General features: G+C 69.1%; 21 protein-coding genes, 2 tRNA genes and 1 pseudogene. 10 read left to right on the top strand and 14 right to left on the bottom strand.

The features are described from left to right. Nucleotides 1–36: 36 nt before the first annotated feature. The 3 genes from HKD39_RS15840 to recO form a co-directional block, all read right to left on the bottom strand. Nucleotides 37–1,020, bottom strand: coding sequence for an LCP family protein (locus tag HKD39_RS15840; protein ID WP_171200839.1), 984 nt, complete (start codon nt 1,018–1,020; stop codon nt 37–39). A gap of 98 nt (nt 1,021–1,118) precedes the next feature. Continuing rightward, a complete protein-coding gene (locus HKD39_RS15835; RefSeq protein WP_343074743.1) occupies nt 1,119–1,958 on the bottom strand; it encodes an isoprenyl transferase in 840 nt (279 codons plus the stop codon). Further along, a complete protein-coding gene (recO, locus tag HKD39_RS15830; RefSeq protein WP_171200883.1) occupies nt 1,955–2,746 on the bottom strand; it encodes a DNA repair protein RecO in 792 nt (263 codons plus the stop codon). The genes HKD39_RS15835 and recO overlap by 4 nt, the downstream gene beginning before the upstream one ends. A 211-nt stretch (nt 2,747–2,957) precedes the next feature. On the opposite strand from recO, the gene HKD39_RS15825 reads away from it, so the two are divergent. Together HKD39_RS15825 and HKD39_RS15820 are read left to right on the top strand one after the other, a co-directional pair. Next, the gene (locus tag HKD39_RS15825) at nt 2,958–3,452 is read left to right on the top strand and encodes a GNAT family N-acetyltransferase (protein ID WP_171200838.1); all 495 of its coding nucleotides are present in this window, start codon (nt 2,958–2,960) and stop codon (nt 3,450–3,452) included. Nucleotides 3,453–3,677: 225 nt separating this feature from the next. Next, complete coding sequence (locus HKD39_RS15820; RefSeq protein WP_171200837.1) at nt 3,678–4,607, top strand: hypothetical protein; 930 nt, start codon at nt 3,678–3,680, stop codon at nt 4,605–4,607. A 228-nt stretch (nt 4,608–4,835) separates the two neighbouring features. On the opposite strand, the gene clpX is transcribed toward HKD39_RS15820, so the two are convergent. From clpX to HKD39_RS15795, 5 genes are all read right to left on the bottom strand, one after another. After that, a complete protein-coding gene (gene clpX / locus HKD39_RS15815; RefSeq protein WP_171200836.1) occupies nt 4,836–6,104 on the bottom strand; it encodes an ATP-dependent Clp protease ATP-binding subunit ClpX in 1,269 nt (422 codons plus the stop codon). A 625-nt stretch (nt 6,105–6,729) separates the two neighbouring features. Further along, nucleotides 6,730–7,401 carry an ATP-dependent Clp protease proteolytic subunit gene (locus tag HKD39_RS15810; RefSeq protein WP_171200835.1) on the bottom strand — a complete coding sequence of 224 codons (672 nt, stop codon included), beginning with the start codon at nt 7,399–7,401 and terminating at the stop codon, nt 6,730–6,732. A 14-nt stretch (nt 7,402–7,415) separates the two neighbouring features. After that, nucleotides 7,416–8,033 (bottom strand): ClpP family protease, encoded by a 618-nt coding sequence (locus HKD39_RS15805; protein ID WP_281361961.1) that lies wholly within the window; start codon nt 8,031–8,033, stop codon nt 7,416–7,418. Between the two features lie 321 nt (nt 8,034–8,354). Beyond that, nucleotides 8,355–9,911 carry a trigger factor gene (gene tig, locus HKD39_RS15800; protein WP_171200834.1) on the bottom strand — a complete coding sequence of 519 codons (1,557 nt, stop codon included), beginning with the start codon at nt 9,909–9,911 and terminating at the stop codon, nt 8,355–8,357. A 487-nt stretch (nt 9,912–10,398) separates the two neighbouring features. Beyond that, nucleotides 10,399–10,472 (bottom strand) — tRNA-Gly (locus HKD39_RS15795). Nucleotides 10,473–10,541: 69 nt separating this feature from the next. Between HKD39_RS15795 and HKD39_RS15790 the strand changes: the two genes are divergently transcribed. The 4 genes from HKD39_RS15790 to HKD39_RS15775 all read left to right on the top strand — a co-directional run bounded on the left by HKD39_RS15790 (nt 10,542) and on the right by HKD39_RS15775 (nt 14,057). After that, nucleotides 10,542–10,615: transfer RNA gene (locus HKD39_RS15790), tRNA-Pro, on the top strand. A 906-nt stretch (nt 10,616–11,521) separates the two neighbouring features. Continuing rightward, complete coding sequence (locus tag HKD39_RS15785; protein WP_171200833.1) at nt 11,522–12,028, top strand: T6SS immunity protein Tdi1 domain-containing protein; 507 nt, start codon at nt 11,522–11,524, stop codon at nt 12,026–12,028. A gap of 101 nt (nt 12,029–12,129) precedes the next feature. Continuing rightward, nucleotides 12,130–13,359, top strand: coding sequence for a pyrophosphate--fructose-6-phosphate 1-phosphotransferase (locus tag HKD39_RS15780; RefSeq protein WP_171200832.1), 1,230 nt, complete (start codon nt 12,130–12,132; stop codon nt 13,357–13,359). A gap of 38 nt (nt 13,360–13,397) precedes the next feature. Beyond that, nucleotides 13,398–14,057 carry a hypothetical protein gene (locus tag HKD39_RS15775; protein ID WP_171200831.1) on the top strand — a complete coding sequence of 220 codons (660 nt, stop codon included), beginning with the start codon at nt 13,398–13,400 and terminating at the stop codon, nt 14,055–14,057. Here the strand turns inward: HKD39_RS15775 and HKD39_RS15770 are convergent. The 3 genes from HKD39_RS15770 to HKD39_RS15760 form a co-directional block, all read right to left on the bottom strand. After that, a complete protein-coding gene (locus tag HKD39_RS15770; RefSeq protein ID WP_171200830.1) occupies nt 14,043–14,516 on the bottom strand; it encodes a ribose-5-phosphate isomerase in 474 nt (157 codons plus the stop codon). The two genes, HKD39_RS15775 and HKD39_RS15770, sit on opposite strands and share 15 nt — an antisense overlap. A gap of 49 nt (nt 14,517–14,565) precedes the next feature. Further along, on the bottom strand, nt 14,566–15,066 hold the full coding sequence (locus HKD39_RS15765; protein ID WP_171200829.1) for a universal stress protein: 501 nt from the start codon (nt 15,064–15,066) through the stop codon (nt 14,566–14,568). Nucleotides 15,067–15,160: 94 nt separating this feature from the next. Beyond that, a complete protein-coding gene (locus HKD39_RS15760) occupies nt 15,161–15,826 on the bottom strand; it encodes a mycothiol-dependent nitroreductase Rv2466c family protein (protein WP_171200828.1) in 666 nt (221 codons plus the stop codon). A 152-nt stretch (nt 15,827–15,978) separates the two neighbouring features. On the opposite strand from HKD39_RS15760, the gene pepN reads away from it, so the two are divergent. After that, nucleotides 15,979–18,648: an aminopeptidase N gene (pepN, locus tag HKD39_RS15755; protein ID WP_171200827.1), complete on the top strand. Its 2,670-nt coding sequence runs from the start codon at nt 15,979–15,981 to the stop codon at nt 18,646–18,648. Nucleotides 18,649–18,769: 121 nt separating this feature from the next. Here pepN and HKD39_RS15750 read toward each other — a convergent pair whose 3' ends face one another. From HKD39_RS15750 to HKD39_RS15740, 3 genes are all read right to left on the bottom strand, one after another. Further along, nucleotides 18,770–19,294: a DUF5130 family protein gene (locus HKD39_RS15750; RefSeq protein WP_212754629.1), complete on the bottom strand. Its 525-nt coding sequence runs from the start codon at nt 19,292–19,294 to the stop codon at nt 18,770–18,772. Then, a complete protein-coding gene (gene ctaJ, locus HKD39_RS15745) occupies nt 19,281–19,508 on the bottom strand; it encodes an aa3-type cytochrome oxidase subunit CtaJ (RefSeq protein WP_171200826.1) in 228 nt (75 codons plus the stop codon). Before ctaJ ends, HKD39_RS15750 begins: the two co-directional genes overlap by 14 nt. 171 nt (nt 19,509–19,679) lie before the next feature. Further along, complete coding sequence (locus tag HKD39_RS15740; RefSeq protein WP_343074746.1) at nt 19,680–20,183, bottom strand: HNH endonuclease; 504 nt, start codon at nt 20,181–20,183, stop codon at nt 19,680–19,682. 467 nt (nt 20,184–20,650) lie between these two features. Here HKD39_RS15740 and HKD39_RS15735 point away from each other — a divergent pair, with 467 nt between their 5' ends. The 3 genes and pseudogenes from HKD39_RS15735 to HKD39_RS20825 all read left to right on the top strand — a co-directional run. After that, nucleotides 20,651–21,670, top strand: coding sequence for a mechanosensitive ion channel family protein (locus tag HKD39_RS15735; RefSeq protein WP_212754628.1), 1,020 nt, complete (start codon nt 20,651–20,653; stop codon nt 21,668–21,670). A 5-nt stretch (nt 21,671–21,675) separates the two neighbouring features. Further along, on the top strand, nt 21,676–22,191 hold the full coding sequence (locus HKD39_RS15730) for a globin (protein ID WP_425488465.1): 516 nt from the start codon (nt 21,676–21,678) through the stop codon (nt 22,189–22,191). Nucleotides 22,192–22,289: 98 nt separating this feature from the next. After that, nucleotides 22,290–22,466 (top strand): annotated as a pseudogene (locus HKD39_RS20825) (alpha-amylase family glycosyl hydrolase); the annotation flags it as partial. Nucleotides 22,467–22,668: the final 202 nt, after the last annotated feature.

The following is a 22,668-nucleotide window of genomic DNA, read 5'->3' as shown; positions in this document are numbered from 1 at the left end:
GGCCCTGCTGGCGTTCCCCCGGGGTTCCGGCGCCGATCAGCCGTCGACCCTGCGCACCCGGCCGCCCGCGTCCTCGACGTAGCCGCGCATGGCGGCGGTGGTGCACTCCCCCTGGTATCCCAACTCCCGCAAGACGTTCTTGGCTCCGGCGCCGGCATGCAGCAGACCGAGCCGGGGATTGGGATCGGGGTCGGTCGGCAGCACCGGCACCCGGGGATCGACGCCGCGCAGTTGGATCAGGTCGGCGAGACCGAGCCCGGACGACACCTGCAGCCCACCGCTCAGGGTCCAGGCAAGGCGTTGTGCCACAACGGGATTGCCGACGGCCGACTTTGCCCGGCCGGCGAACGCGGACAGCACGGCGCCGCCCCAGTCGGCCCGCTGCTGCGCCCCCACCGCATCGGACTCGGCCACCCACCGTCCCTTGACGAGCAGCTCGGCCTGCCGCGAGCGAACCAGCGCCAGCGCCTGAACCCCGTCGAGAGTGCGGGGTCCGGCGTCGCCGATCTCCAGGCCCGTCGCCCGGTCCCGGATCGGCGTCGGCAGCGTCACCGGCACCCCGCCGACGGCGTCGACCGCTGCGGCAAAGGTGCGGAAATTGACGATGGCCATGTCGGTCACCGCAACGCCGAGGGTGTTGCAGATGCCGTCGGCCAGACCCTGTGGACCGTCCTGGAGGGCCAGCGCAACGCGCACCGCCAGATCGGGCCGCAGCCGCACCATCATGTCCCGTGGAATCGACACCGCCCTGGTTCCGGTGCCGTCCTGCCGGACCAGCAGCACCATGTCCGCCCGGCGGCCCTGCACCTGGTCGGTGCTGCCGTAGCCGCCGGCGTCGGTGCCCGCGGCCAGATCGGCACGGGAATCGGACCCGACGATCAGCCAGCTCCGGCCCGCAGGCTGTCCGGTGGCATCGACCGCGGCCGTCAGGGCGAAGTGCTGCAACCGCGCGCCCATCGCCACCGCATCGGCGGCCACTGCGATCAGCACCACCCCGCCGACCACGCCGGCGCGCCGCAACCATCGGTGCCCGTTCCGACTCCGGCTGCGCGGCCGGCGGTGACGACCCACGGTGGCGCTCCCTCCCGGACAGCGGTCAGTTCAGCATTGGATCAGCGTCAGGTACCCGTCGAAGCCGTACCGGCAGGCCCCGGGGCGGCTGGGTCGGTGGGTACTGCGCCGAACCGGCGTTCCCGCAACGCATAGCTCTCGCAGGCCTGCCACAGGTGCCTGCGGTCGAAGTCCGGGAACAGCGTGTCCATGAAAATCATTTCGGCATAAGCAGATTGCCATGGCAGGAAGTTGCTGGTGCGCTGCTCCCCGGACGAGCGGATGAACAGGTCGACGTCCGGCATGTCCGGGTGGTACAGGTGCTCGGCCAGCGTCCGCTCGGTGATCTTCTCCGGCTTCAGCCGGCCCTCGGCGACCTGCTCGGCGATCGCCCTGGTGGCGTCGACAATCTCGCCGCGGCCGCCGTAGTTGACGCACATGGTCAGGGTGAGCACGTCGTTGCCGGCGGTCAGCTCCTCGGCCGCCTCCAGTTCGTGCAGCACGCTGCGCCACAGCCGGGGTTTGCGACCGGCCCAGCGCACCCGTACCCCCCAGTCGTTCATCTGGTGCTTGCGACGGCGGATGGTGTCGCGGTTGAAGCCCATCAGGAATCGAACCTCCGCCGCCGAGCGTCGCCAGTTCTCGGTCGAGAACACGTACGCCGAAAGGTGTTTCACGCCGATTTCGATGGCGCCGGCCACCACGTCGAACAGCTGCGCCTCGCCGGCCTGGTGCCCGGCCGTGCGTGGCAGCCCACGAGCCCCCGCCCACCGGCCGTTGCCGTCCATCACCAGTGCGACGTGCTGCGGCACCCGGTCCGGTGGCAGCTGCGGCGGCCGCGCGCCGGACGGATGCGGATCGGGTGGCCTGATCGGGGTGGTGCGCTGCCGGTGGTCCGGCGCCGTCACTTCGCGGTCCGATCGACGTCCACCAGCGGCAGCGACTTCAGCGCCCGCTCCAGGTGGTACTGCAGCAGTGCCGCCACCAGACCGGAGGCCTCTCGTCGGTGCACCCCCTCGCTGGCGTCGGCAACCGGCCAGTCACCGTCCGCCAGCGCGGCCATCAGCGTCACGGTCTGCGGGGCCGGGCGGGCGGTCCCGGCCGAGCGGCAGTGCGGGCACAGCGAACCGCCGGCGGCGACGTGAAAGGCCGCATGCGGCCCCGGCGCATTGCACCGCGCACATTCGGTGAGTGCCGGCGCCCAACCGGCCAACGCCATGGCCCGCAGCAGGAACGCATCGAGCACCAATCCGGGTGAGCGCTCCGACTCGGCCAGCGCCCGCAGCGCGGACACCAGCAGCAGGTACAGCCGCAGGCTTGGCTCCCGCTCCTCGGCGGCGAGCCGCTCGGCGGTCTCGGCGATGGTGGTGGCCGCGGTGTACTTGCCGTAGTCGGCGGCCAGCACCGGCCCGAACGCATCCAGCGACTCTGCCTGGGTGACGATGTCGAGGTTCCGGCCGTTGTACAGCTGCAGATCGACGTGGCTGAACGGCTCGAGCCGGCCACCGAACCGGGACTTGGTGCGCCGCACTCCCTTGGCCACCGCGCGGATCCGGCCGGTCCGGCGGGTCAGCACGGTGACGATCCGGTCCGCTTCACCGAGCTTGGTCACCCGCAACACGATGCCGGCGTCGCGGTAGGTGGAACCGCGGTGAGCGGACGTGCGGTCCGCTGAATCGGTGCGGTGGCTGGACACGGTGGACACAACTGTTCATCGTGCCACCGAACGCTAGCCCGGTGCCGCACGCACGCCGTCCCGACCGCGTGGATCGGTGCCCGGAATGCGTCGTCTAGCCTTGGAATGTCACCGAAGCCGGAGTGTCGGGGCACCGGCCGGTTGGTCCCACTCTGGCCCGACGTCGATCACCCCCGCCACGCACACGATCAGACAGTCAACAGGAGGGCTCATGGCTTCCACTCCCACGGTTCGGGTAGCCACGGTGGACGACGCCGCCGCCTTCGCGGCTTGTCAGCTGGAGTGCTGGCGTGAGGCCTATACCGAGCTGTGGGGCGAGGAACGGCTCGCCGAGCTGGACCTCGACGATCTGACCGCGCGACGCACCGCCGAGATCGCCGACGGTTCCGCCGTGCACGTGCTGGCCGAGTTGGACGGCGAGGTGATCGGGGTGGCGATCTCCGGGCCGAGCCGCGACGAGGACGCGCCGACCCCTGAAGAGGTGTACGCCACCTTCGTCCGGCAGCAGCACCAGGGCAGCGGCATCGCCGACGATCTGCTGGAAGCCACCATCGACGGGCGACCGGTCTCGCTGTGGACCTACCGCGACAACCCGCGCGCCGCCGCCTTCTACGTCAATCACGGCTTCATCCCGGACGGCGCTGAGCGGCCCGATTCCATGGGCATCATGGAGATCCGGATGGTCCGCGCGCACCCGCAGAGCTGACCGGCCGATCGCGCGCCGGGCGACCCGCCGCCGGTGGTGTCCCCCAGATTTCGATTTCTTCGCATGCTCGGGGAACGTTCGCGGCGACTTGCACGTCCGACAGAGCATGTCCCAAGCTGTGCATGTTCGAAGGTGAGCATGTTCGACGCTGGGCATGTCCGGAGCCGGACGCGTTTCGCGCACCGCCGACCGTCCGGACGACCCGCACTCTCGTCAGGATCTATCGTGCCGACTGGACAGCAACAGCCCGTGATCTCGGGAACCACACCGCAGGGGGAAATCGTGCAGCAGCAGACCACACGCCGGCGTTGGCTGCCGGGACTCGTCATCGCCGGAGCCGTCAGTGTGGCGGCGCTCACCGGCTGTGCCAGCACCGTGACCGGCTCGGCCGAGGTGGCCCCGGCCGCTGTCGGCACCGACGGTGGCGGTCAAAAGGCCCCGAACACCGTCGGCACCGGCGGCGACAAGACCAACGGCGACAAGACCGGCGGTGAGGGCACCAAGGGCGGCGACACCGGCGGAGGTGGGCTCACCGTCCCCGAGCCGGGCGACGAGCAGACCGCCGGCGGCGGGCTGACGGTGCCGACCATGCCGGCACCCGGCGGCGGAGACTCCGATGGTGGCGATACCGGTGGCGATACCGACGGCGGCACCGATGACGGGGACACCGGCGGCGTCATCCCGGCACCTGACATTCCCACCATGAAGACCATCGATCCCGGCGACTCCGGTCTCGGACCGGTGACGCTGGAGCCGGCGCCTGGTGGCGATGGCTCGGATGAGACGACAGCCGCCGAAACCACCGAGGCCGGCGGCGGTCTCGGCCCGGCCCCAGCGCTGCCGACACCGGCCCAGGGCGGGCAGGCCGTCCCTGGCGGGAAGTGCGCAGGACTGCTCGAGATCGCCAACGGTTTGAGCGATCTGATGCTGGAAAAGATGACCAGCGGCCAGGTCAGCCAGGCAGATGTGGACAAGATCTTCACCCAGGAGCGCATGGACGGACTGCCCGCCGAGCTCAAGCCGAACGTCGAGAAGCTCAAGAAGCAGACCGAGGCGCTGATCGGAAAATCCTTGGTCCAGGCGCCGACGGAAACCAGTGCCGTGACGTCCGTCCTGCAGGAGCTGAGCGGCAATCTCGGAACGGCCTGCCGCTGATCCCTGCAGGCCTGCATCGAGCCGCTGCGCAACGAACAGCGGCCGCCTGCACCCAGTCAAGGCCCGTTGACGCCGGGCCGGTGCGATGCGGGCTCGGCGACAACCAACAGCCCCGCGCTGGTTCCTCGAGAGAGGGTCCAGCGCGGGGCTGCGGTGTTGTGCTGTTCTTGTTGTGCTGTGTTGGTTGGGCCGGTGGGCCGATCTAGGACGGACGCGGGTGCGAAACGATCAGGCCGACTTCTCGCGCGGGGTGCGCTTGGCCGGACGCGGCACGATGGTGGGCAGCACGTTCTCCCTGACGGTCTGCGCGGTGACGACGACGCGTTCAACATCGTCGCGGCCGGGCACCTCATACATGGCCTGCAGTAACACTTCTTCCATGATCGCGCGGAGACCGCGCGCACCGGTGCCACGCAGGATGGCTTCGTCGGCGATGGCCTCGAGCGCCTCCCGCTCGAACTCGAGATTGACGCCGTCCATCTCGAACATCCGCTGGTACTGCTTGCTGAGCGCGTCCCGCGGCTCGGTGAGAATCGAGACGAGGGTGTCCTTGTCGAGGTGCGTCACCGACGCGACCACCGGCAACCGGCCGATGAACTCGGGGATCAGCCCGAACTTGATGAGGTCTTCCGGCATCACGTCGGAGAAGATGTCGCTGGCGTCGATGTCGTACTTGCTGCGCACCTCCGAGCCGAAGCCGAGGCCGCGCTTGCCGACCCGCTCACCGATGATCTTCTCCAGCCCGGCGAACGCACCGGCAACGATGAACAGCACGTTGGTGGTGTCGATCTGGATGAACTCCTGGTGCGGGTGCTTGCGTCCACCCTGCGGCGGCACCGACGCCTGGGTGCCCTCCAGGATCTTCAGCAGCGCCTGCTGCACACCCTCACCGGACACGTCGCGGGTGATCGACGGGTTCTCCGACTTGCGGGCGATCTTGTCGACCTCGTCGATGTAGACGATGCCGGTCTCGGCGCGCTTGACGTCGTAATCGGCTGCCTGGATCAGCTTCAGCAGGATGTTCTCGACGTCTTCGCCGACATAGCCGGCCTCGGTGAGCGCGGTGGCGTCGGCGATGGCGAACGGCACGTTCAGCATCTTGGCGAGGGTCTGCGCCAGGTGCGTCTTGCCGCAGCCGGTCGGTCCCAGCATCAGGATGTTGGACTTGGCCAGCTCCACCGGCTCGGGCCCGCGGTCGGGGCCGGCCTGGATGCGCTTGTAGTGGTTGTACACCGCGACCGACAGGGCCTTCTTCGCCGAGTCCTGCCCGATCACGTAGCTGTCGAGATAGTCGCGGATGGCCGTCGGCTTGGGCAGCTCGTCGAGTTTGACGTCGCTGGTCTCGGCCAGCTCCTCCTCGATGATCTCGTTGCACAGGTCGATGCACTCATCGCAGATGTACACGCCGGGGCCGGCGATGAGCTTGCGCACCTGTTTCTGGCTCTTTCCGCAGAAGGAGCATTTCAACAGGTCTGCCCCGTCACCAATGCGTGCCATGGGTCCTCTCGATCTACCCGTGCTGGGTGCTCGGCTGATTCGGCGGGCTGGACGGATCCGGCGCCCCGGGTATCCGCTAGGGATCGTTCGACGGTAGCCGATACCGCCCGGCCCGCGCCGTGAATATCCATCACGACACGGCCACGTTCTCCGGTCACGAGCCGGCCAGCGCCGGCCCGATCGTCCAGGTTCTTCCAGGGTATCCGTCAACGCCGACATCCGGCAGCGGACTTCGTCCGGCACGGCGCAGCGCGACCAACCGTGCGCCGGCACTGCTGGCGGCGACCGGCGTGGTTACCCGGCCGGCGTGGCCTGGTTACCCGGCCAGCGTCGATACCGGACCGGCATGGCTACCGGCGACCGGCGTGGCTACCGGCGTGCTCGCCGATGCAGCAGAGCTCGCTGGGCGACCGCGCAACCCACGAGCACAACCGTTCCAGTACGTCACAACCGTTCCAGCCTGCTGCAGCGGTTGTGACGTACCGAAAGGGTTGTGATCGACGGCTTGTGCTTGCTGGCTTGCGCTTGACGGCTCGTGCTTGACGGCTCGTGCTTGACGACTTGCGCTTGCCGACTCGTGCTTGGCCGGCTTGTGCTCGACCGGCTTGTTCTTGCCGGCTCGAGGTCAGTTCTCGATCTTGCGGTACGGCAGCACGTCGTCGATGAGGCCGTACTCCTTGGCCTCCTGCGCGGTGAGGATCTTGTCGCGGTCGATGTCGGTGCGCACCTGCTCGGCGGTCCGGTTGGAGTGCCGCGACAGCATCTCCTCGAGGGTGGTGCGGACCCGCTGGATCTCCTGGGCCTGGATCTCCAGGTCGGACACCTGCCCGTAGACACCCTCGGTGGCCGGCTGGTGGATCAGGATCCGCGAGTTCGGCAGCGCCATCCGCTTGCCCGGCGAGCCGGCGGCCAGCAACACCGCGGCGGCCGACGCGGCCTGGCCCAGGCACACCGTGCGGACGTGCGGGCGCACGTACTGCATGGTGTCGTAGATCGCCGTCATCGAGGTGAACGAACCACCCGGCGAGTTGATGTACATGATGATCTCGCGGTCCGGGTCGGTGGACTCCAGCGTGAGCAGCTGGGCCATCACGTCGTTGGCGGACGCGTCGTCGATCTGCACGCCGAGGAAGATGATGCGCTCCTCGAACAGCTTGTTGTACGGGTTCGACTCCTTGACCCCGTAGTTGGTGCGCTCGACGAACGACGGCAGGATGTAGCGGGCCTGCGGCGCGGCCAGCGAGCGGTCGAAGGCGTGACCGTGCGCGGCGCCGGTGGGATATCCGTTGTTAGACATAAGGTTTCCTCGTATTACTTCTTCTCGGTCGCCGTCTCGGCGGTTTCGCTGGGCGCCTGCGAGGCACGGCTGACCACCCGGTCGATGAAGCCGTAGTCCTTCGCTTCCTCAGCGGTGAACCAGCGGTCCCGGTCGGAGTCGGCGATGATCCGATCCACCGGCTGCCCGGTGTGCTGCGAGATCAGCTCGGCCATCTCCTTCTTGGAGTTGGTCAGCATGTCGGCCTGGATCGCGATGTCGGCTGCGGTTCCGCCGACACCGGCGGACGGCTGATGCATCAGGATCCGCGCGTGCGGCAGCGCCGAGCGCTTTCCGGGGGCGCCGGCGGTCAACAGGAACTGCCCCATCGACGCGGCCAGGCCCATCGCGGTGGTGGCGACGTCCGGCTCGATCAGCTGCATGGTGTCGTAGATGGCCATGCCGGCCGTGACACTGCCGCCGGGCGAGTTGATGTAGAAGGTGATGTCCTTCTCCGGATCCTCGGCGGCGAGCAGCAGCAGCTGACTGACGATCTCGTTCGCGTTGGTGTCGCGCACCTCTGAGCCAAGCAGAATGATGCGTTCCCGCAGCAGCCGTTCGGACACCGAGTCGGACAGGTTGAGCCCCGGGGTGCCGCGCATCACGGCGGGCAAGATCTCCGGTGCGGCTTGCTCCACGGCGGCCAGCGGGTGGCCGGCAGAACGGTGGGTCACATCTGCTCCTTGTAGCTCTGGGTACTTCTGGCTAGCTCTGGGCACTTCTCGTCTTCAAGGGGTGGTCCACTCGCCTACCGCGGCGGTACAGCCTTAGCAGCCGGTCCTTTCGGCAGGACGCGTTCGCCTGTTGCTGCAGGACGGACGTGGTGCTGCCCCTTGCTTTTCGACAGTAACGACGGGACCGCGCTCACCATGCCCGGGCCGGGACGGTTTCGCTCACGGCGTGAGCGGGGCCCGTCCCGGCGCCGGGTCGGGTGGTCAGCTGCCTGCGGTGTTCTTGCCGGTGTCGGCGCTGTCGGCCTTGGTGTCTGCGCCGGTGCCGGCCTCGGCGCTGTCCGAACCGTCGCCGGGCGCAGCCTCTTCGGCGTCCTCAGCGTCTTCGGCGTCCTCAGCGTCGTCAGCGTCTTCAGCGTCTTCAGCGTCGACGCCCGAGCTGTAGGCGTCGACGGCCGCCATCGCAGCAGCATCGGCGGCCGCGGCCTCGGCATCGTCCGGCGTCACCCCGAAGAGCTCGTCGACGTCCAGCTCGTTACCGGCCTGGTCAACAACGGTGGCCTGCCCGACGACGCCGGCCAGGGCCTTGCCCCGGCGAACATCGGCGAAGATCGCGCCGAGCTGGTTGTTCTGCTGCACCGCCTGGAAGTAGTCGTCCGGCGACATGCCGAAACGCTGCGCGTCGTACAGCACCCGCTGGGTGAACTCTTCCTGGCTGACGCCGACGCCCTGCTCCTCGGCCAGGGCGTCCAGCAGCAGCTGGGTTTTCACCGAACGCTCTGCGTTGGAACGCATTTCGGCGTCGAACTCTTCGCGAGTCTGCCCCTGCGACTCGATGAACTCGTTGAGCCGGGCCTCGTCGTGATCGAAGGTGTGCACGGCGTCGTGCGCCCGCGCGTCCATCTCGGCCTTCAGCGCACCCTCGGGCAACGGCACCTCGGTGATGTCCAGCATCGCCTCGAGCACCTTGTCCCTTGCCTGCATGCCGCGGGTCACTTCGGCCTGACGTTCCAGCTGCTCGCGGGTCTGCGCGCGCAGCTCGTCGACGGTGTCGAACTCGCTGGCAAGCTGCGCGAAATCGTCGTCGAGCTCGGGCAGCGTCCGCTCCGACACCTGCTGCACAGCGACGGTGATCTCGGCGTCCTTGCCGGCGTGCGGCCCGGCCACCAGCTTGCTGGTGAAGGTCTTGCTCTCGCCGGCGGACAGTCCGGTGATGGCCTCGTCGATCCCGTCCACCAGATCACCGGCGCCAACCACGTAGGTGAGGCCGTCGGCCTTGGCCTCGGGGATGTCCTCGCCGCCGACGCTGGCCGACAGATCGATGGTGACGGCGTCGCCGTCCTTGGCCGCCCGCTCGACCGGGTTGCTGGCGGCGAACCGGCCGCGCAGCGCGTCCAGCTCGGCGTCGACGGCGTCGTCATCGACGGGTTGGTCGTCGACGGTCACCTTGATCTCACCGACCGCCGGCAACGTGATCTCCGGACGCACCTCGACCTCGGCGGTGAACTCAAGGGTGTCGCGGTCCTCCAGCTTGGTGACCTCGATCTCCGGCTGGCCCAGCGGGGTGAGGTCGTTCTCCTCAACGGCCTCGCTGTACTTGGCCGGGATGGCCTCGTTGACCACCTCGGACAGGATGGTGCCGCGACCGACCCGCGACTCCAGGATCTTCGGCGGCACCTTGCCCTTGCGGAAGCCCGGGATGTTCACCTGCCCGGCCAGAGCCTTGTAGGCGGCATCGAATTGGCTGTCGAGCTCGGAGAACGGGACCTCGACGGTGAGCTTCACCCGGGTCGGGTTCAACTGCTCGACGGTGCTCTTCACGCTGGGAAACTCCTCACACAGTGGTTGGCATGCGACAGCGAGCTGGTGGCATGCAGGTGGTGGCGCGGCGAATCGGCCCACCGTAGCGGCGGCGCCGACAGAACGCGCGACTCGCCGACCACCGGCGTTCAAGGCCGTGACAAGCCGCGACAGCGATTCTAAGGGCAGCGGCAGGCGCGCGTCGGACACGGTCACCGTGCACCCGGCGCTACGGAAGCTCGCCTCCGATCGGCCCGGGATTGCCGACGGACGTTGCGGCCGTGCCTCGGCTGGTGTCGCTGCGATCCGGCTCGCGGGCGCAGCGGGGTGCGACCGGGGCGTCATGGTGTGCGGAGCGCCGATGCAGCGGGAGCGCCGTGGAGTGGAAGCGCCGTGGGGCCGTGCGAACACCAGCGTGGTCCCGTCGGAGTGGAGCGGCCGGCCGTGTCGCGACTGTCGACAGTGGAGCCATCGACATTGGAGCGGACGACATTGGAGCGGACGACATTGGAGCGGATGACGGGAATCGAACCCGCGTCATCAGTTTGGAAGACTGAGGCTCTACCATTGAGCTACATCCGCGCTGCACCTTTGGTGCGGATCCATCGTAGCCTGACCGGCCGGGCCCACTGGCCCAGCCTCTCGGCGCGACGGGGTGTAGCGCAGCTTGGTAGCGCGCCTGCTTTGGGAGCAGGATGTCGCAGGTTCAAATCCTGTCACCCCGACAAATCGGCCCGGGGCCGCTTGCGGTCTCGGGCCTGTTTGTCGGGGTGACTGATGCGGGACCCCACTCCGGGACGCGCCAGCGGACCGGAGAAGGGCGCACCCCGACACATCGCAAGTGGCGCCCGCACGCTGTTCGCGGGCCCCACGTGCGATTTCCGGCGACAGCCAGGATTTGAACGCCGAGAGCGAAGCGATCCGGCGCAAATCCCGGGCCCTGCCGAGGAGCGCAGCGACGAGGTGGGGAGCACCCCGACCCGTTCACCGATGAACCGGCCCCACCCGCGATCACAACCATTCCAGTACGTCACAACCGGTCTAGCCTGCTGCAGCGGTTGTGACGTACCAAAACTGTTGTGATCGGCCAGGAGCAGAGCGAGCCGGCGAAATCCGCACGCTCGATTAGGCACAGCAACGAGGTGTGAGCACCCGACGAACTGGGAGCACCGCCACAACGCGGAGCGCACCCCGTCCCCGCTCATCGAGCCGGCCCCCACCCGCGATCACAACCATTCCAGTACGTCACAACCGTTCCAGCCTGCTGCAGCGGTTGTGACGTACCGAAACGGTTGTGATCGACGGGTTTGAAGGTTCACTGCGCAGATGACTGCTACGGACGGCAGCTCACCATCACGGTGCGGCCGCGCGCCATCCCGATCGCGCACCTTTCGGCACTGCGCACAGCTACCGACAGGCAGCGGGTGTGCGTCGTGCCAGAACCTGCGCGAGCGCGTCCCGGCGAGCCGAACCTCACTAACGTGGTCAAGCGTGGCCGAGCACCCGGAGATCACCGATGAGTTGCTGCAGATGTTCGTCGAAGAGATGGGTTCGGTCGAGCCGGGTCCGCCGGTCCCGGCGGAGACCTTCGATACCTGGCGCGGCAGACTGCCCGACATCGTGCTCACCTGGTGGGAACAGGTCGGTTTCGCAGCTTCGGTGACGGGCTGGCCTGGTTCACCGATCCGGCGGAGTGGACGGCGGTCGCCGGCGCGCAACTTCCGCTCTGCACGGTGCTGTCGCCCCGGCTGGACCCGGCCCTGCTGACCGGGCCGTACCACCCGTGGTTGCGCACGGCGTTCGGCGAGATGCGCTGTTGGTCACCCACACACGGGGTCGCGATCGCCATCGACCCGATGTATCACTGGATCACCGGAGCCGACTACTCCCGCGACGTCGCCAACGGCCTGCCCACCCTGCCGGTGGAACCCACGATCCTCGCCCGGCCGAAGCAATTCGACGTCATCGACGGGAAGAAGAAACCGTTGTTCAAGCGGCTGCGCCGTCGATACGGAACGTTGCGGGCCGACACGTACTACGGCCTGACCCTCCCCGTCGCGCTGGGCGGTCGAGTCGAGCTCGACAACTTCGGCATCACACCCGTGCGTGGGCATCTGTTGCCGGACGACGAAGGCTGAGCGCCCGCCGGCACCGGCGCTCGATCAAGCCAGGCGCGGGCTCGGCCGGGCACCGCGGTGCGGGCTCAGCCGGCGAAAGCGCTCTCGATAGGCTTTCCGGCATGGCTATCAGGAAGGTCGCCCTGCTCACCGCGGGCGGATTCGCACCGTGTCTGTCGTCGGCCGTCGGGGGGCTCATCGAGCGCTACACCGAGCTGGCCCCAGACGTCGAGATCATCGCGTACAAGCACGGCTATCAGGGTCTGCTGTCCGGCGATTCGATCACCGTCACTCCCGAGATCCGGGCGAAAGCCGGTCTGCTGCACAGCTACGGCGGCTCCCCCATCGGCAACTCAAGGGTCAAGCTGACCAACGTCAAAGACCTGATCAAGCGCGGACTGGTGAACGAGGGCGACGATCCGCTCAAGGTGGCCGCCGACCGGCTCACCGCCGACGGCGTCGACGTGTTGCACACCATCGGCGGCGACGACACCAACACCACCGCAGCCGATCTTGCAAAGTACTTGGCGCAGAACGACTATCAGCTCACCGTTGTCGGACTGCCGAAGACCATCGACAACGACGTGGTGCCGATCAAGCAGTCGCTGGGCGCCTGGACCGCAGCCGAGCAGGGCTCGCGGTTCGCCCAGAACATTGTCGGTGAACACAACTCCGGCGCCCGGATGTTGATCGTGCACGAGGTGATGGGCCGCAACTGCGGGTGGCTCACCGCCGCCACCGCCGCGGACTACCGCAAGTGGCTGGACACCAGGCAGTGGCTGCCGGAGATTGGGCTGTCCAAGCAGGCCTGGGACGTGCACGCCGTCTACGTGCCAGAGGCCGATTTCGACCTGCGGGCCGAGTCGGCGCGGCTGAAGAACATCATGGACACCGTCGGCAACGTCACCATCTTCTTGTCGGAGGGCGCCGGGGTGGACACCATCGTCCGCGAGTTGGAGGCGGCGGGTACGCCCCCGGCCCGCGACCCGTTCGGGCACGTGCGGTTGGACGACATCAACCCGGGCGCCTGGTTCGCCAAGCAGTTCGCCGAAAAGCTCGGTGCCGAAAAGGTCATGGTGCAGAAGTCCGGCTACTTCTCGCGCTCGGCGCCGGCCAATCCGGAAGACCTGCGGCTGATCAAATCGATGACGGACCTTGCCGTCGACAGCGCCATGCGCGGCTCCTCGGGCGTGATCGGGCACGACGAGGAGCGCGGAAACATCTTGCGCCCCATCGAGTTCCAGCGCATTGCCGGCGGTAAGCCGTTCGATCTGAGCACGCCGTGGTTCACCGAGATGCTCGCCGACATCGGCCAGGGCGCGCCCGTTCCCGCCCGCGCGACGGCGCGCTGACCACCCGCTCAGGGTGGGACGGTACGGTCAGCGACGCGATGGCGACCAACGAGCCGGCGGCTGAGAACCGGGGCGGACGGCGCCGCCGGCGGGCCGCCAGCCGTCCTGCCGGTCCGCCCGCACCCGTCCCGGCGCAGACCGAAGCCGGACCAGCGCAGACTGAACCCGTACCGGCGCAAACCGTAACGGCCCCGGCGCTGACCGACAACGAGTCCCGGCCGGCGCAGTCCGAGTCACCGTCACAGCCGGCGCATCCGGACTCCTCGTATCAGCCGGCACGGCGCGCCAGCAGGCGCCGGCGGGTCAGGACCGACCGCCCGAACCGCCCCGAGCGACCCGACAACGCAGACCGGGCCGACAGCGCAGATTGCGCCGGCACCGCAGCCCACACCCGCGTCAGAGACGAAACCCGCAACGCCGACCACACCGACCGCAACCCCAGCACCGACCGCAACTCCGGCTCCGGCCGGCCGGCACGCGCCGGCCGCACAGACCGAAAGACGCGCGGGCTCGAGGCCCACCGCGGCACCCAGGTCAGCCCGGCAGACGCCATGCGCGCCAGGGAGTTTGCTCAACCCAGCGCCGATGAACTCGCGGCCGCGGAGGCGGAGGTGGTGCTGGTGCGCAGGCACTACGTCCCGCCCGCGCCGCTGTCGGGCAACGGGCGCGGCAAGTCGGGCAGGTCAGCTCGCCGGTAGTTGCGGGGGCTCGGGGTCAGCCTCGTAGTCGGCGACCATGGCGATCCGCCGCTCGTGCCGGGGATCGTGCGAGAACGGCGTGTTCACAAAGGCCAGCGCGTACTCGGTGGCGTCGTCGATCGAGTACATCCTGGCACCCAGCGAGAGCACGTTGGCGTCGTTGTGCTGGCGGGCCAGCGTCGCCGTCTGCACCGTCCAGGCTAGTGCGGCGCGCACCCCGTCGACCTTGTTGGCGGCGATCTGCTCGCCATTGCCGCTGCCGCCGATCACGATGCCGAGGCTGCCGTTGTCGGCCACCACCCTGCGGCCGGTCTCGATGCAGAACGGCGGGTAGTCGTCCGTCGGGTCGTAGACGAACGGGCCGATGTCGACCACCTCGTGCCCGGCATCGGCCAGCACCTGCAACAGGTGCTTCTTCAGTTCGAAACCGGCGTGGTCGGATCCCAGGTACACCCGCATAGCGCCAGTCTGTCACGCCGGGCCGGCGGCCACGGAGTGAGCCGGCCGGCTACGGCACCACCAGCACCGGCCAGCGGTTCGCGGCGACCATCGCGCGCGACACCGAGCCGCTGGTGATGCGGTGCACCAACTCGGCAAACCCCTTGTTGCGCTTGCCGACCACCACGCAGGCGGCGTCGCGTTCGCCGGCGATCCGGCCCAGCTCGGCGGCGGCATCGCCGACCGTGGTGACCAGTTCCCAGCGCACCCCGGCCAGGTCGTTGGACTGCTTGAGCGATTCGACGAGCTCGGCCTCGATCTCGTCGGCCACTCGTTCCCCTGTCGGAGTTTCCTCCGGCACCGGGACGTATCCCTCGATCATCGGCATCGACCTTCGCCGGACGTGCACCAGCAGCAGGGGCCGGTCCAGCGCCAGCGACAAGAACACCGCGGCGCGCAGCGGCCGCCCGCAGGTGGACGCCTCGTCCACCCCGACGATCACCGGCCCGTCGGCCAGGTCCGGCGGAATCGGCAACCCGTGCGAGTTCGTCTCACCACCTGGGAACGTCATGAATCAACGGTGGCACAGAACTCTGTGCAGCGATAGTGCGGCGCGCGGATCGCGGCGCGCTCCCGGCTGCTCGGCGAGCCAGCAGCCGAATGGGTCAGTCGAACTCCGGGTCCTCGGTGCGGCTGCGCTTGAGTTCGAAGAAGTGTGGATAGCTGGCCATCAGTACGGTGCCGTCCCACAGCTTGCCGGCCTCTTCATCGCGGGGGATGCGGGTGAGCACCGGGCCGAAGAAGGCGGTCTTGCCGAAGTGGATGGTGGGGGTTCCGACCTCGTCACCGACCGGATCCATTCCGCGGTGGTGGCTTTCCCGCACGGCGTCGTCGTAATCGGTGGAGTGGGCGGCGTCGGCCAGCTCGGCCGGCAGGCCGACCTCGGCCAGCGCCTCGCGGATCACCTCGTCGTAGCCGTTCTCGGTGTCGGCGTGCTGGTTGTGAATCCTGGTGCCCAGCGCGGTGTACAGCGGCAGCAGTACCTCGTCGCCGTGCGCCTGCGCCGCGGCGATCGCCACCCTCACCGGGCCCCAGCCCTTCTCCATCAGCTGCTGGTAGCGCTCTGGCAAGCCCTCCCGGCCGGAGTTGAGCACCGAAAGGCTCATCACGTGGAAGTGCACGTCGATGTCGCGCACCTTCTGCACTTCGAGGATCCAGCGGGACGTCACCCAGGCGAAGGGGCAGATCGGGTCGAAGTAGAAGTCGACCCGCTCCGGCTTCGGCGCGCTGGCCTGCTGCGGCGACGTATCGGCTTGCTGTGCATCGCTCATGACGATCATTTCCTCTCACGGTTCCGGTGGCTGCGGCCGGCCGGTGGACGGGTGTGCCGGCGCCCCGGTGGCGGGTACGACGGCACGCTGGCAGGTGCGGGGACATCCCTTCGGCTGCAACCGGGTTCGACGCTAGGTTTGTTCCCATGCCGATGACGTCACCCGACACTCCCGCTGAGACTCCCGCCACTACCCCCGCCGGTTCCACCGGCGCCGGTGCCGCCGCCAAGGCTAGCCAGCCACCGAACCTGACCAGGGCCGAAGCCGCGGAACGGGCCGCCGCCGTCGACGTCGACAGCTATCAGGTGACGCTCGACCTCACCGACGGCAACGGCGCGCCGGGCCAGCAAACCTTCGACACCACAACGGTGGTGCGGTTCAAGGCCAAGCCCGGTAGCAGCACCGTCATCGACTTTGTCGGTGCATCGATCACCTCGGCCACCCTCAACGGCACCCCTCTCGATGTTTCCGGCTGGACCAACAACACCGGACTCGGGCTGCCCGATCTCGCTGCCGAGAACGAGCTCGAGGTGGTTGCCGTCGGCCTGTACACCAACACCGGTGAGGGTCTGCACCGGTTCGTCGACCCCGAGGACGACGAGGTGTACCTGTACTCGCAGTTCGAGACCGCCGACGCCAAGCGGATGTTCACCTGCTTCGACCAGCCGGATCTGAAGGCCACCTTCGCCTTTACCGTTACCGCTCCCGGCCACTGGGAGGTGGTCACCGGGGGTGCGGAGCAGGACGTCACCGACAACGGCGACGGCAGCAAGCGGCACGTCTTCGCCGTCACCCAGCCGATGAGCAGCTACGTCACCGCGTTGGTCGCCGGGCCGTACCACGCGGTTCGCGACCAGCACGACGGCATCGATCTCGGGCTCTTCTGCCGGCGCAGCCTGGCCGAGCATCTTGACGCCGAGCGGCTCTTCACCGAGACCAAACAGGGATTCGACTTCTACCAGAACGCTTTCGGCGTGCGGTACCCGTTCGGCAAGTACGACCAGCTGTTTGTTCCCGAGTTCAACGCCGGGGCGATGGAGAACGCCGGTGCCGTCACCTTCCGCGAGGAGTACGTATTCCGCTCGAAGGTCACCCGCTACCTGTACGAGCGCCGCAACGAGACCATCCTGCACGAGCTGGCGCACATGTGGTTCGGCGATCTGGTCACTATGCGCTGGTGGGACGACCTGTGGCTGAACGAGTCGTTCGCCAGCTGGGCGTCGGTGGTGGCGCAGGTGGCCAACAGCGAGTACAGCTCCGGCTGGACCACCTTCGCCAACGTCGAGAAGTCGTGGGCGTACATCCAGGATCAGCTGCCCTCCACCCACCCGATCGCCGCCGACATGGTCGATCTGCAAGCGGTGGAGGTGAACTTCGACGGAATCACCTACGCCAAAGGCGCTTCGGTACTCAAGCAACTGACCGCATATGTTGGCTATGAGGAGTTCCTGGCGGGGCTGCGCGCCTACTTCGGCGCGCACGCCTTCGGCAACGCCACCCTGCGCGATCTGCTCGACGCCCTGGAGCAGACCTCGGGGCGCGACCTCGGCGCCTGGTCCGAAGCCTGGCTCACCACGACAGGGCTGAACACCCTGTCGGCGGACTTCGACACCGATGCAGACGGCAGGTTCACCCGCTTCGCGGTGCGGCAGTCCGGCGCGCAGCCCGGCGCCGGCGAGCTGCGGCCGCACCGGCTGGCTGTCGGCATCTACGGCACCGACCCGGATTCGGGCAAGTTGGTGCGCCGCAAGCGCGTCGAGCTGGACGTCACCGGCGAGAGCACCGACGTGCCCGAACTGGCCGGCGAGCACCGCGGTGAGCTGATCCTGGTCAACGACGACGACCTGACCTACTGCAAGCTGCAGCTCGACCCGCAATCACTGCAGACCGCCGTCGAGCGGATCGGTGACATCGCCGAGTCGCTGCCGCGCACGCTGGTGTGGTCGGCGGTCTGGGAGATGACCAGGGACGCCGAGATGCGGGCCAGCGACTTCATCGCGTTGGCGCTGCGCGGACTGCCGGCGGAGACCGAGATCGGTGTGGTGCAAAGGGTTCTGTCGCAGATATCGCAGGCGCTCCGGTCGTACGCCGACCCGCAGTGGGCCGCCGACCAGGGGTATCCGCAGGTGGTCGACGGGCTGATCGAGCTGGCCAGGGCCAGCGAGCCGGGCGGCGACGTGCAGCTGGCCACCGTCGGGGTGCTCGCCGGGTTGAAGCTCACCGACGCGCAGCTGGACGTCATCGCCGGCTGGCGGGACGGATCGGCACCCTTGGACGGACTGACGGTCGACACCGACATGCGCTGGACCTTGCTGGCTCCGCTGGTGGCGCACGGGCGGGCCGGTCAGGCCGAAATCGATGAAGCCAGGGCGGCCGACCCGACGGCGTCGGGCGAGCGCAGGGCGACCGGGCTGACCGCCCTGCTGCCGGGCGGCAAGCAGCAGATGTGGGACCGGCTGATGCACGACGACACGATGGCAAATGCGTTGCAGGACGCGGCGATCGGCTCGTTCTCCCATCCGGCACAGGACGCCGAGCTTGCGGCGCTGGCCGACCCGTACTTCGCCGAGATCGCCGACGTGTGGGACCGCCGCTCGTCCGAGGTGGCGCAGAAGGTCGCCAACGGACTGTTCCCCCGCTGGGCGGTGAGTCAGCAGGTGGTCGATGCCGCGCAGCGGTTCGAGGCGGCGGACCACCCGGCGGCGCTGATCAGGCTGGTGTCCGAAGGCCGCGCCAGCATGCAGCGCGCGCTGGCCGCACGCGCCGCCGACGCCGGTACTGCCGACGCCGATTCTTCGGGTGCTGGTAGCTCAGCAAGCTGACCGCCCGGTGGCCGGGCCGCGGGACCCACCCGTGCTGACAACGCCGTTGGCCCGTCGGCGGATGGACCGCCGACGGGCCAACGGCGTTGTCGGTTTGCTGTCGAGCAGTCGAGGGCGCGACCTACCAGTCGGCGCGCTCCGGCAGGGTGCCGGCCTGGTCGGCGAGGGTGCGGATGCCATTGACCAGACCACCGAGCAGGTCGCCCTGGCTGACCGACGCGACGGTCGCGAGCACCGCGAGCCGAGCCGATCGGTCGGAGATCCGGCGCGCCGCTTCCCCGCCGGTGACCACCTGCACCACCCGCTGGGCGGGCGAGACGGCCAGCAGCGCGGCCACCGGCGCCTCGGCGCCGAGCGCGGCGTGCACCTCACGGGCCCCGGTCTCGACGTCACCGCCGACGTCACCGCCGAGCTCGCCCAGGTACACCGCGAACCGCAGCCCTGTCACCCGTTCGGCGGCGGCGATCACGTCGTCGAGTTCGATGCGCTGGCTGGCGGTCAGCGGCTCGTTGTCGGTGCCCTGGGGGCCGACCGGCACCGGTGGCAGCGTTGGCCGGTCGGTCGACAGCTCGCCGGCGCCGCGCTGCTCGGAGCGCTGGGCTGAGCTGCTGTCGGCGGGTTCTCCGGTGACCTCACCAACTGCCACGTGCGCCTCCTTCGGACGTGCCGGCGAGGGCGTCACCGGCGGGGATCTGGACCGGGGTGTCGCCGGCCCACAGCTGCGGCGGGTAATCCCATTGCTCGCCGGCGCGGTAGCCGCGGCGGGAGTGCCGACCCGGCAGGAACACCAACAGGCCGATCACCAGGTAGATCGCCAGCGGGATCCCCACGAAAACTCCGAGGGTCTGAAGAATGGTCACGCCAAAACGGTAGCCCACCGGGCCGGCGCGAGCCTGCTCGGGCACGCCGGTCGCCGCCCGGCTGAAGGGTTCGCCGTCACCGCCGTCACCGCCGTCACCGCCGTCACCGCCGTCACCGCCGTCACGGCCTTCACGGCTCTCACGGCCCGAGCCGGAGAGCGGGCCGGCGGCTCAGGCCGCGCCGGCCAACCATGGATCCCAGGCCGGGTCGGTGTCGTCGGTCAGCCAGACCCTGCCGTTGCCGGCACGCACCGGCGGTGCCGGGACGAACGGCAGCGTCCAGCCCAGCTCGGACAACAGCCGGTCGGCCTTGCGGGAGTTGCAGCGGACGCAGCATGCAACGCAGTTCTCCCAGGAGTGCGCTCCGCCGCGGCTGCGCGGCTGGACATGGTCGATGGTGTCGGCGCGGCCGCCGCAGTAGGCGCAGATCCGCCGGTCGCGGCGCAGTACGCCGGACCGCGTCACGCTGGTGGCCCGGTGATACGGCACCCGCACGAAGCGATTCAGCCGGACGACGGCCGGGACGGCCAGCACCAGCGTCGGCGAACGCATCGGGGCGGCGGTGTCCCGGTCGGCCACCGATTCGGCCTTGCCGGCGAGCAGCAGCACCAGCGCGCGCCGACCGGTGACGACGGCCAGCGGTTCATGGGTGGCGTTGAGCAGCAGCACCCGCACCTTGGCCGACGGAGGCTCCCCACGGGGAGCGAGGGCGGCGGTGTTCGTCCGGTCCGGTCCCGCGGCAAACCCGCTGCGAGGATCGGTGACGGACACCGCCTGTGGTTGTCGGCTCTTGCCGTCGGCCCGCTCCACCCTGTGCTGCGCGGCCGCCGTGCTGCCGGTGCGGGCAGTACGGACGGCGCGGGCGGCTGAGCCGCGCGGGCTGCGCGGTTGTCGGGCTCGGCTCATCGGTCACCTCGTTCGGCGCTGATACGTGCTCGGTGCAGGTGCTGTCCCTCGGGCTGGTCGATCCACCATTCAGTCAACCGTCCCGCCTTCGATTACAGCAGCAACCGGGCGTTTTCGTCGTTGACGTGTCGCCCGACAGGCCCCCGGCGGGCCCGGACCACCGCCGGAGCGGGTTCCGCGGTAGGGACGGCGCCGGCGGGAGCAGCGCCGGCGCCCGCGGCCAGTACGGTGAATGCGTGTTGCACGCCGCCGCCCCCGACTGCGCCGCCGAGCTCGGCAGTTGGTGTCAGCGCATCTGGTCGTCCACCGGGATGGGCTGGCTGGCGGCCAACATCGACACCATCGGCCGCAGGGTGCTGGCCATCGTGGTGATCGTCATCGCGGCCGTCGTGGTGCGGTATCTGGCTCACCGAGCGATCACCAAGGTCACCACGGTCACCGCCACCGGCAAGGTGCCGAAGCTGCTGCGCCCGATCAAGGAACGCGCCGACGTCATCATCCTGGGCCCGCGCGGGGTGGCGCGCCGGACTCAGCGCGCCGAGTCGATCGGCGGGCTGCTGAAGTCCATCGCCTCGTTCGTGATCGTGACGATCGCGATCATCCTGATCCTGGCCGAGCTCGGCATCAATGTCGGCCCGATCCTGGCCAGCGCCGGGATCGCCGGCGTCGCCATCGGTTTCGGCGCCCAGAACCTGGTCAAGGACTTCCTTTCCGGCATCTTCATGCTGCTGGAGGACCAGTACGGCGTCGGCGACGTCGTCGACCTCGGCCCGGCGAGCGGCACCGTCATCGACGTCGGGCTCCGCATCACCACACTGCGCAGCGTCGACGGCACCATCTGGTACGTCCGCAACGGTGAGGTGCTGCGGGTCGGCAACTCCAGCCAGGGCGAATCGGTGGTGATCATCGACCTGCCGTTGAGCTACCGGGCCGACGCCAACAAGGCCGCCGAGATCGCGCTCGCCACCGCCACCGAGGTCGCCAAGTCGGACGAGTTCGCCGACGTCGTCATCAAGATGCCGGAGAGCCAGGGGGTACTGACGATGACCAGCGACGCCGTCACCATCCGATTGGTGGCGACCGTGCGCGCCGGCGAGCAGTGGGCGTTCGGCCGGGCCGTCCGCGGCGCCATCAAGCAAGCCTTCGATCTGGCCGGAATCCAGTCCCCCGCTTCGGATCTGCGCTATCTGGCAGGACGGCCGGGATCGGGCACCGACCCAGGATCGACAGCCCAGCAACCGCCGGAGACCAGATGACGAACCTGCCATGGCCGGGCGCCGGTCAGCCCGAGCAACCCGGGCACACCCGGCCGACGCAATCTTCGGCCGGCCCGGCGTCACCGTCCGATGCGCCGGCCGATACGCCGGCCGGTGCACGGCCGGCTGGTCAGGGCCAGGACGACGCCGGCACCTTCTACGCCGAGATCGGCGGCCACCCCACGTTTCAGCGGATCGTGCACCGCTTCTACCAAGAGGTCGCCGTCGACCCGATCCTGCGTCCGCTGTACCCGGAAGCCGATCTGGGGCCGGCCGAGGTGCGGCTGCGGATGTTTCTCGAGCAGTACTGGGGCGGCCCGCGCACCTACTCGCAACAACGCGGGCACCCGCGGTTGCGGATGCGGCATGTGCCGTTCGTGATCGGGCCGGCCGAGCGCGACGCCTGGCTGCGGGCCATGCGCACCGCCGTCGACGAGGCGGAGTTGACCAAGGAGCAGGACGAGCGGCTCTGGAACTATCTGGTGATGGCCGCCAACATGCTGGTCAACTCCCCCGGCTGAGCCACGGTGCCGACCGGGCCGGCCGTCGATGCCGGCCGGACCTGGCAAGATGCTGTGCTGTGGAGCCAGCAGCGACCGCACAGCCGATCCCGGCGCCGGTGACGAACACCGACCCGGCGTCCGACCCGTTCAGCACCGACACCAGAGCCGTCGGCTACCAGGTGCACGTGCCGTCGTTCGCCGACTCGGACGCGGATGGCGTCGGCGACCTGGTCGGGCTGACCACTCACCTGGGGTATCTGGAGCTGTTGGGCATCACCGACATCGAACTCACCGGGGTGCCGGCCGCGCTGCATCCCGACCCGGCCGGTGCGCCCCCGCAGTCGGACGGCGCCGATGAGTCCGGAGTCTCGCCGGTGCAGCAGCTGACGCACCACGCCGCCGCGCGCGAACTCACCCTGCATTGGCACATTCGCGCCGAACCCGGTGTGCTGCACCAGATTCCCTTCTCCGCCGCTCCGATGCAGGCCGCGATCG

Origin of the sequence: Nakamurella aerolata (assembly GCF_013002705.1) — a bacterium.
In the GTDB taxonomy this organism is placed as follows: domain Bacteria; phylum Actinomycetota; class Actinomycetes; order Mycobacteriales; family Nakamurellaceae; genus Nakamurella; species Nakamurella aerolata.
Note: the sequence above shows the minus strand (reverse complement) of the source record. Positions and strands in the feature narration are given on the sequence as shown.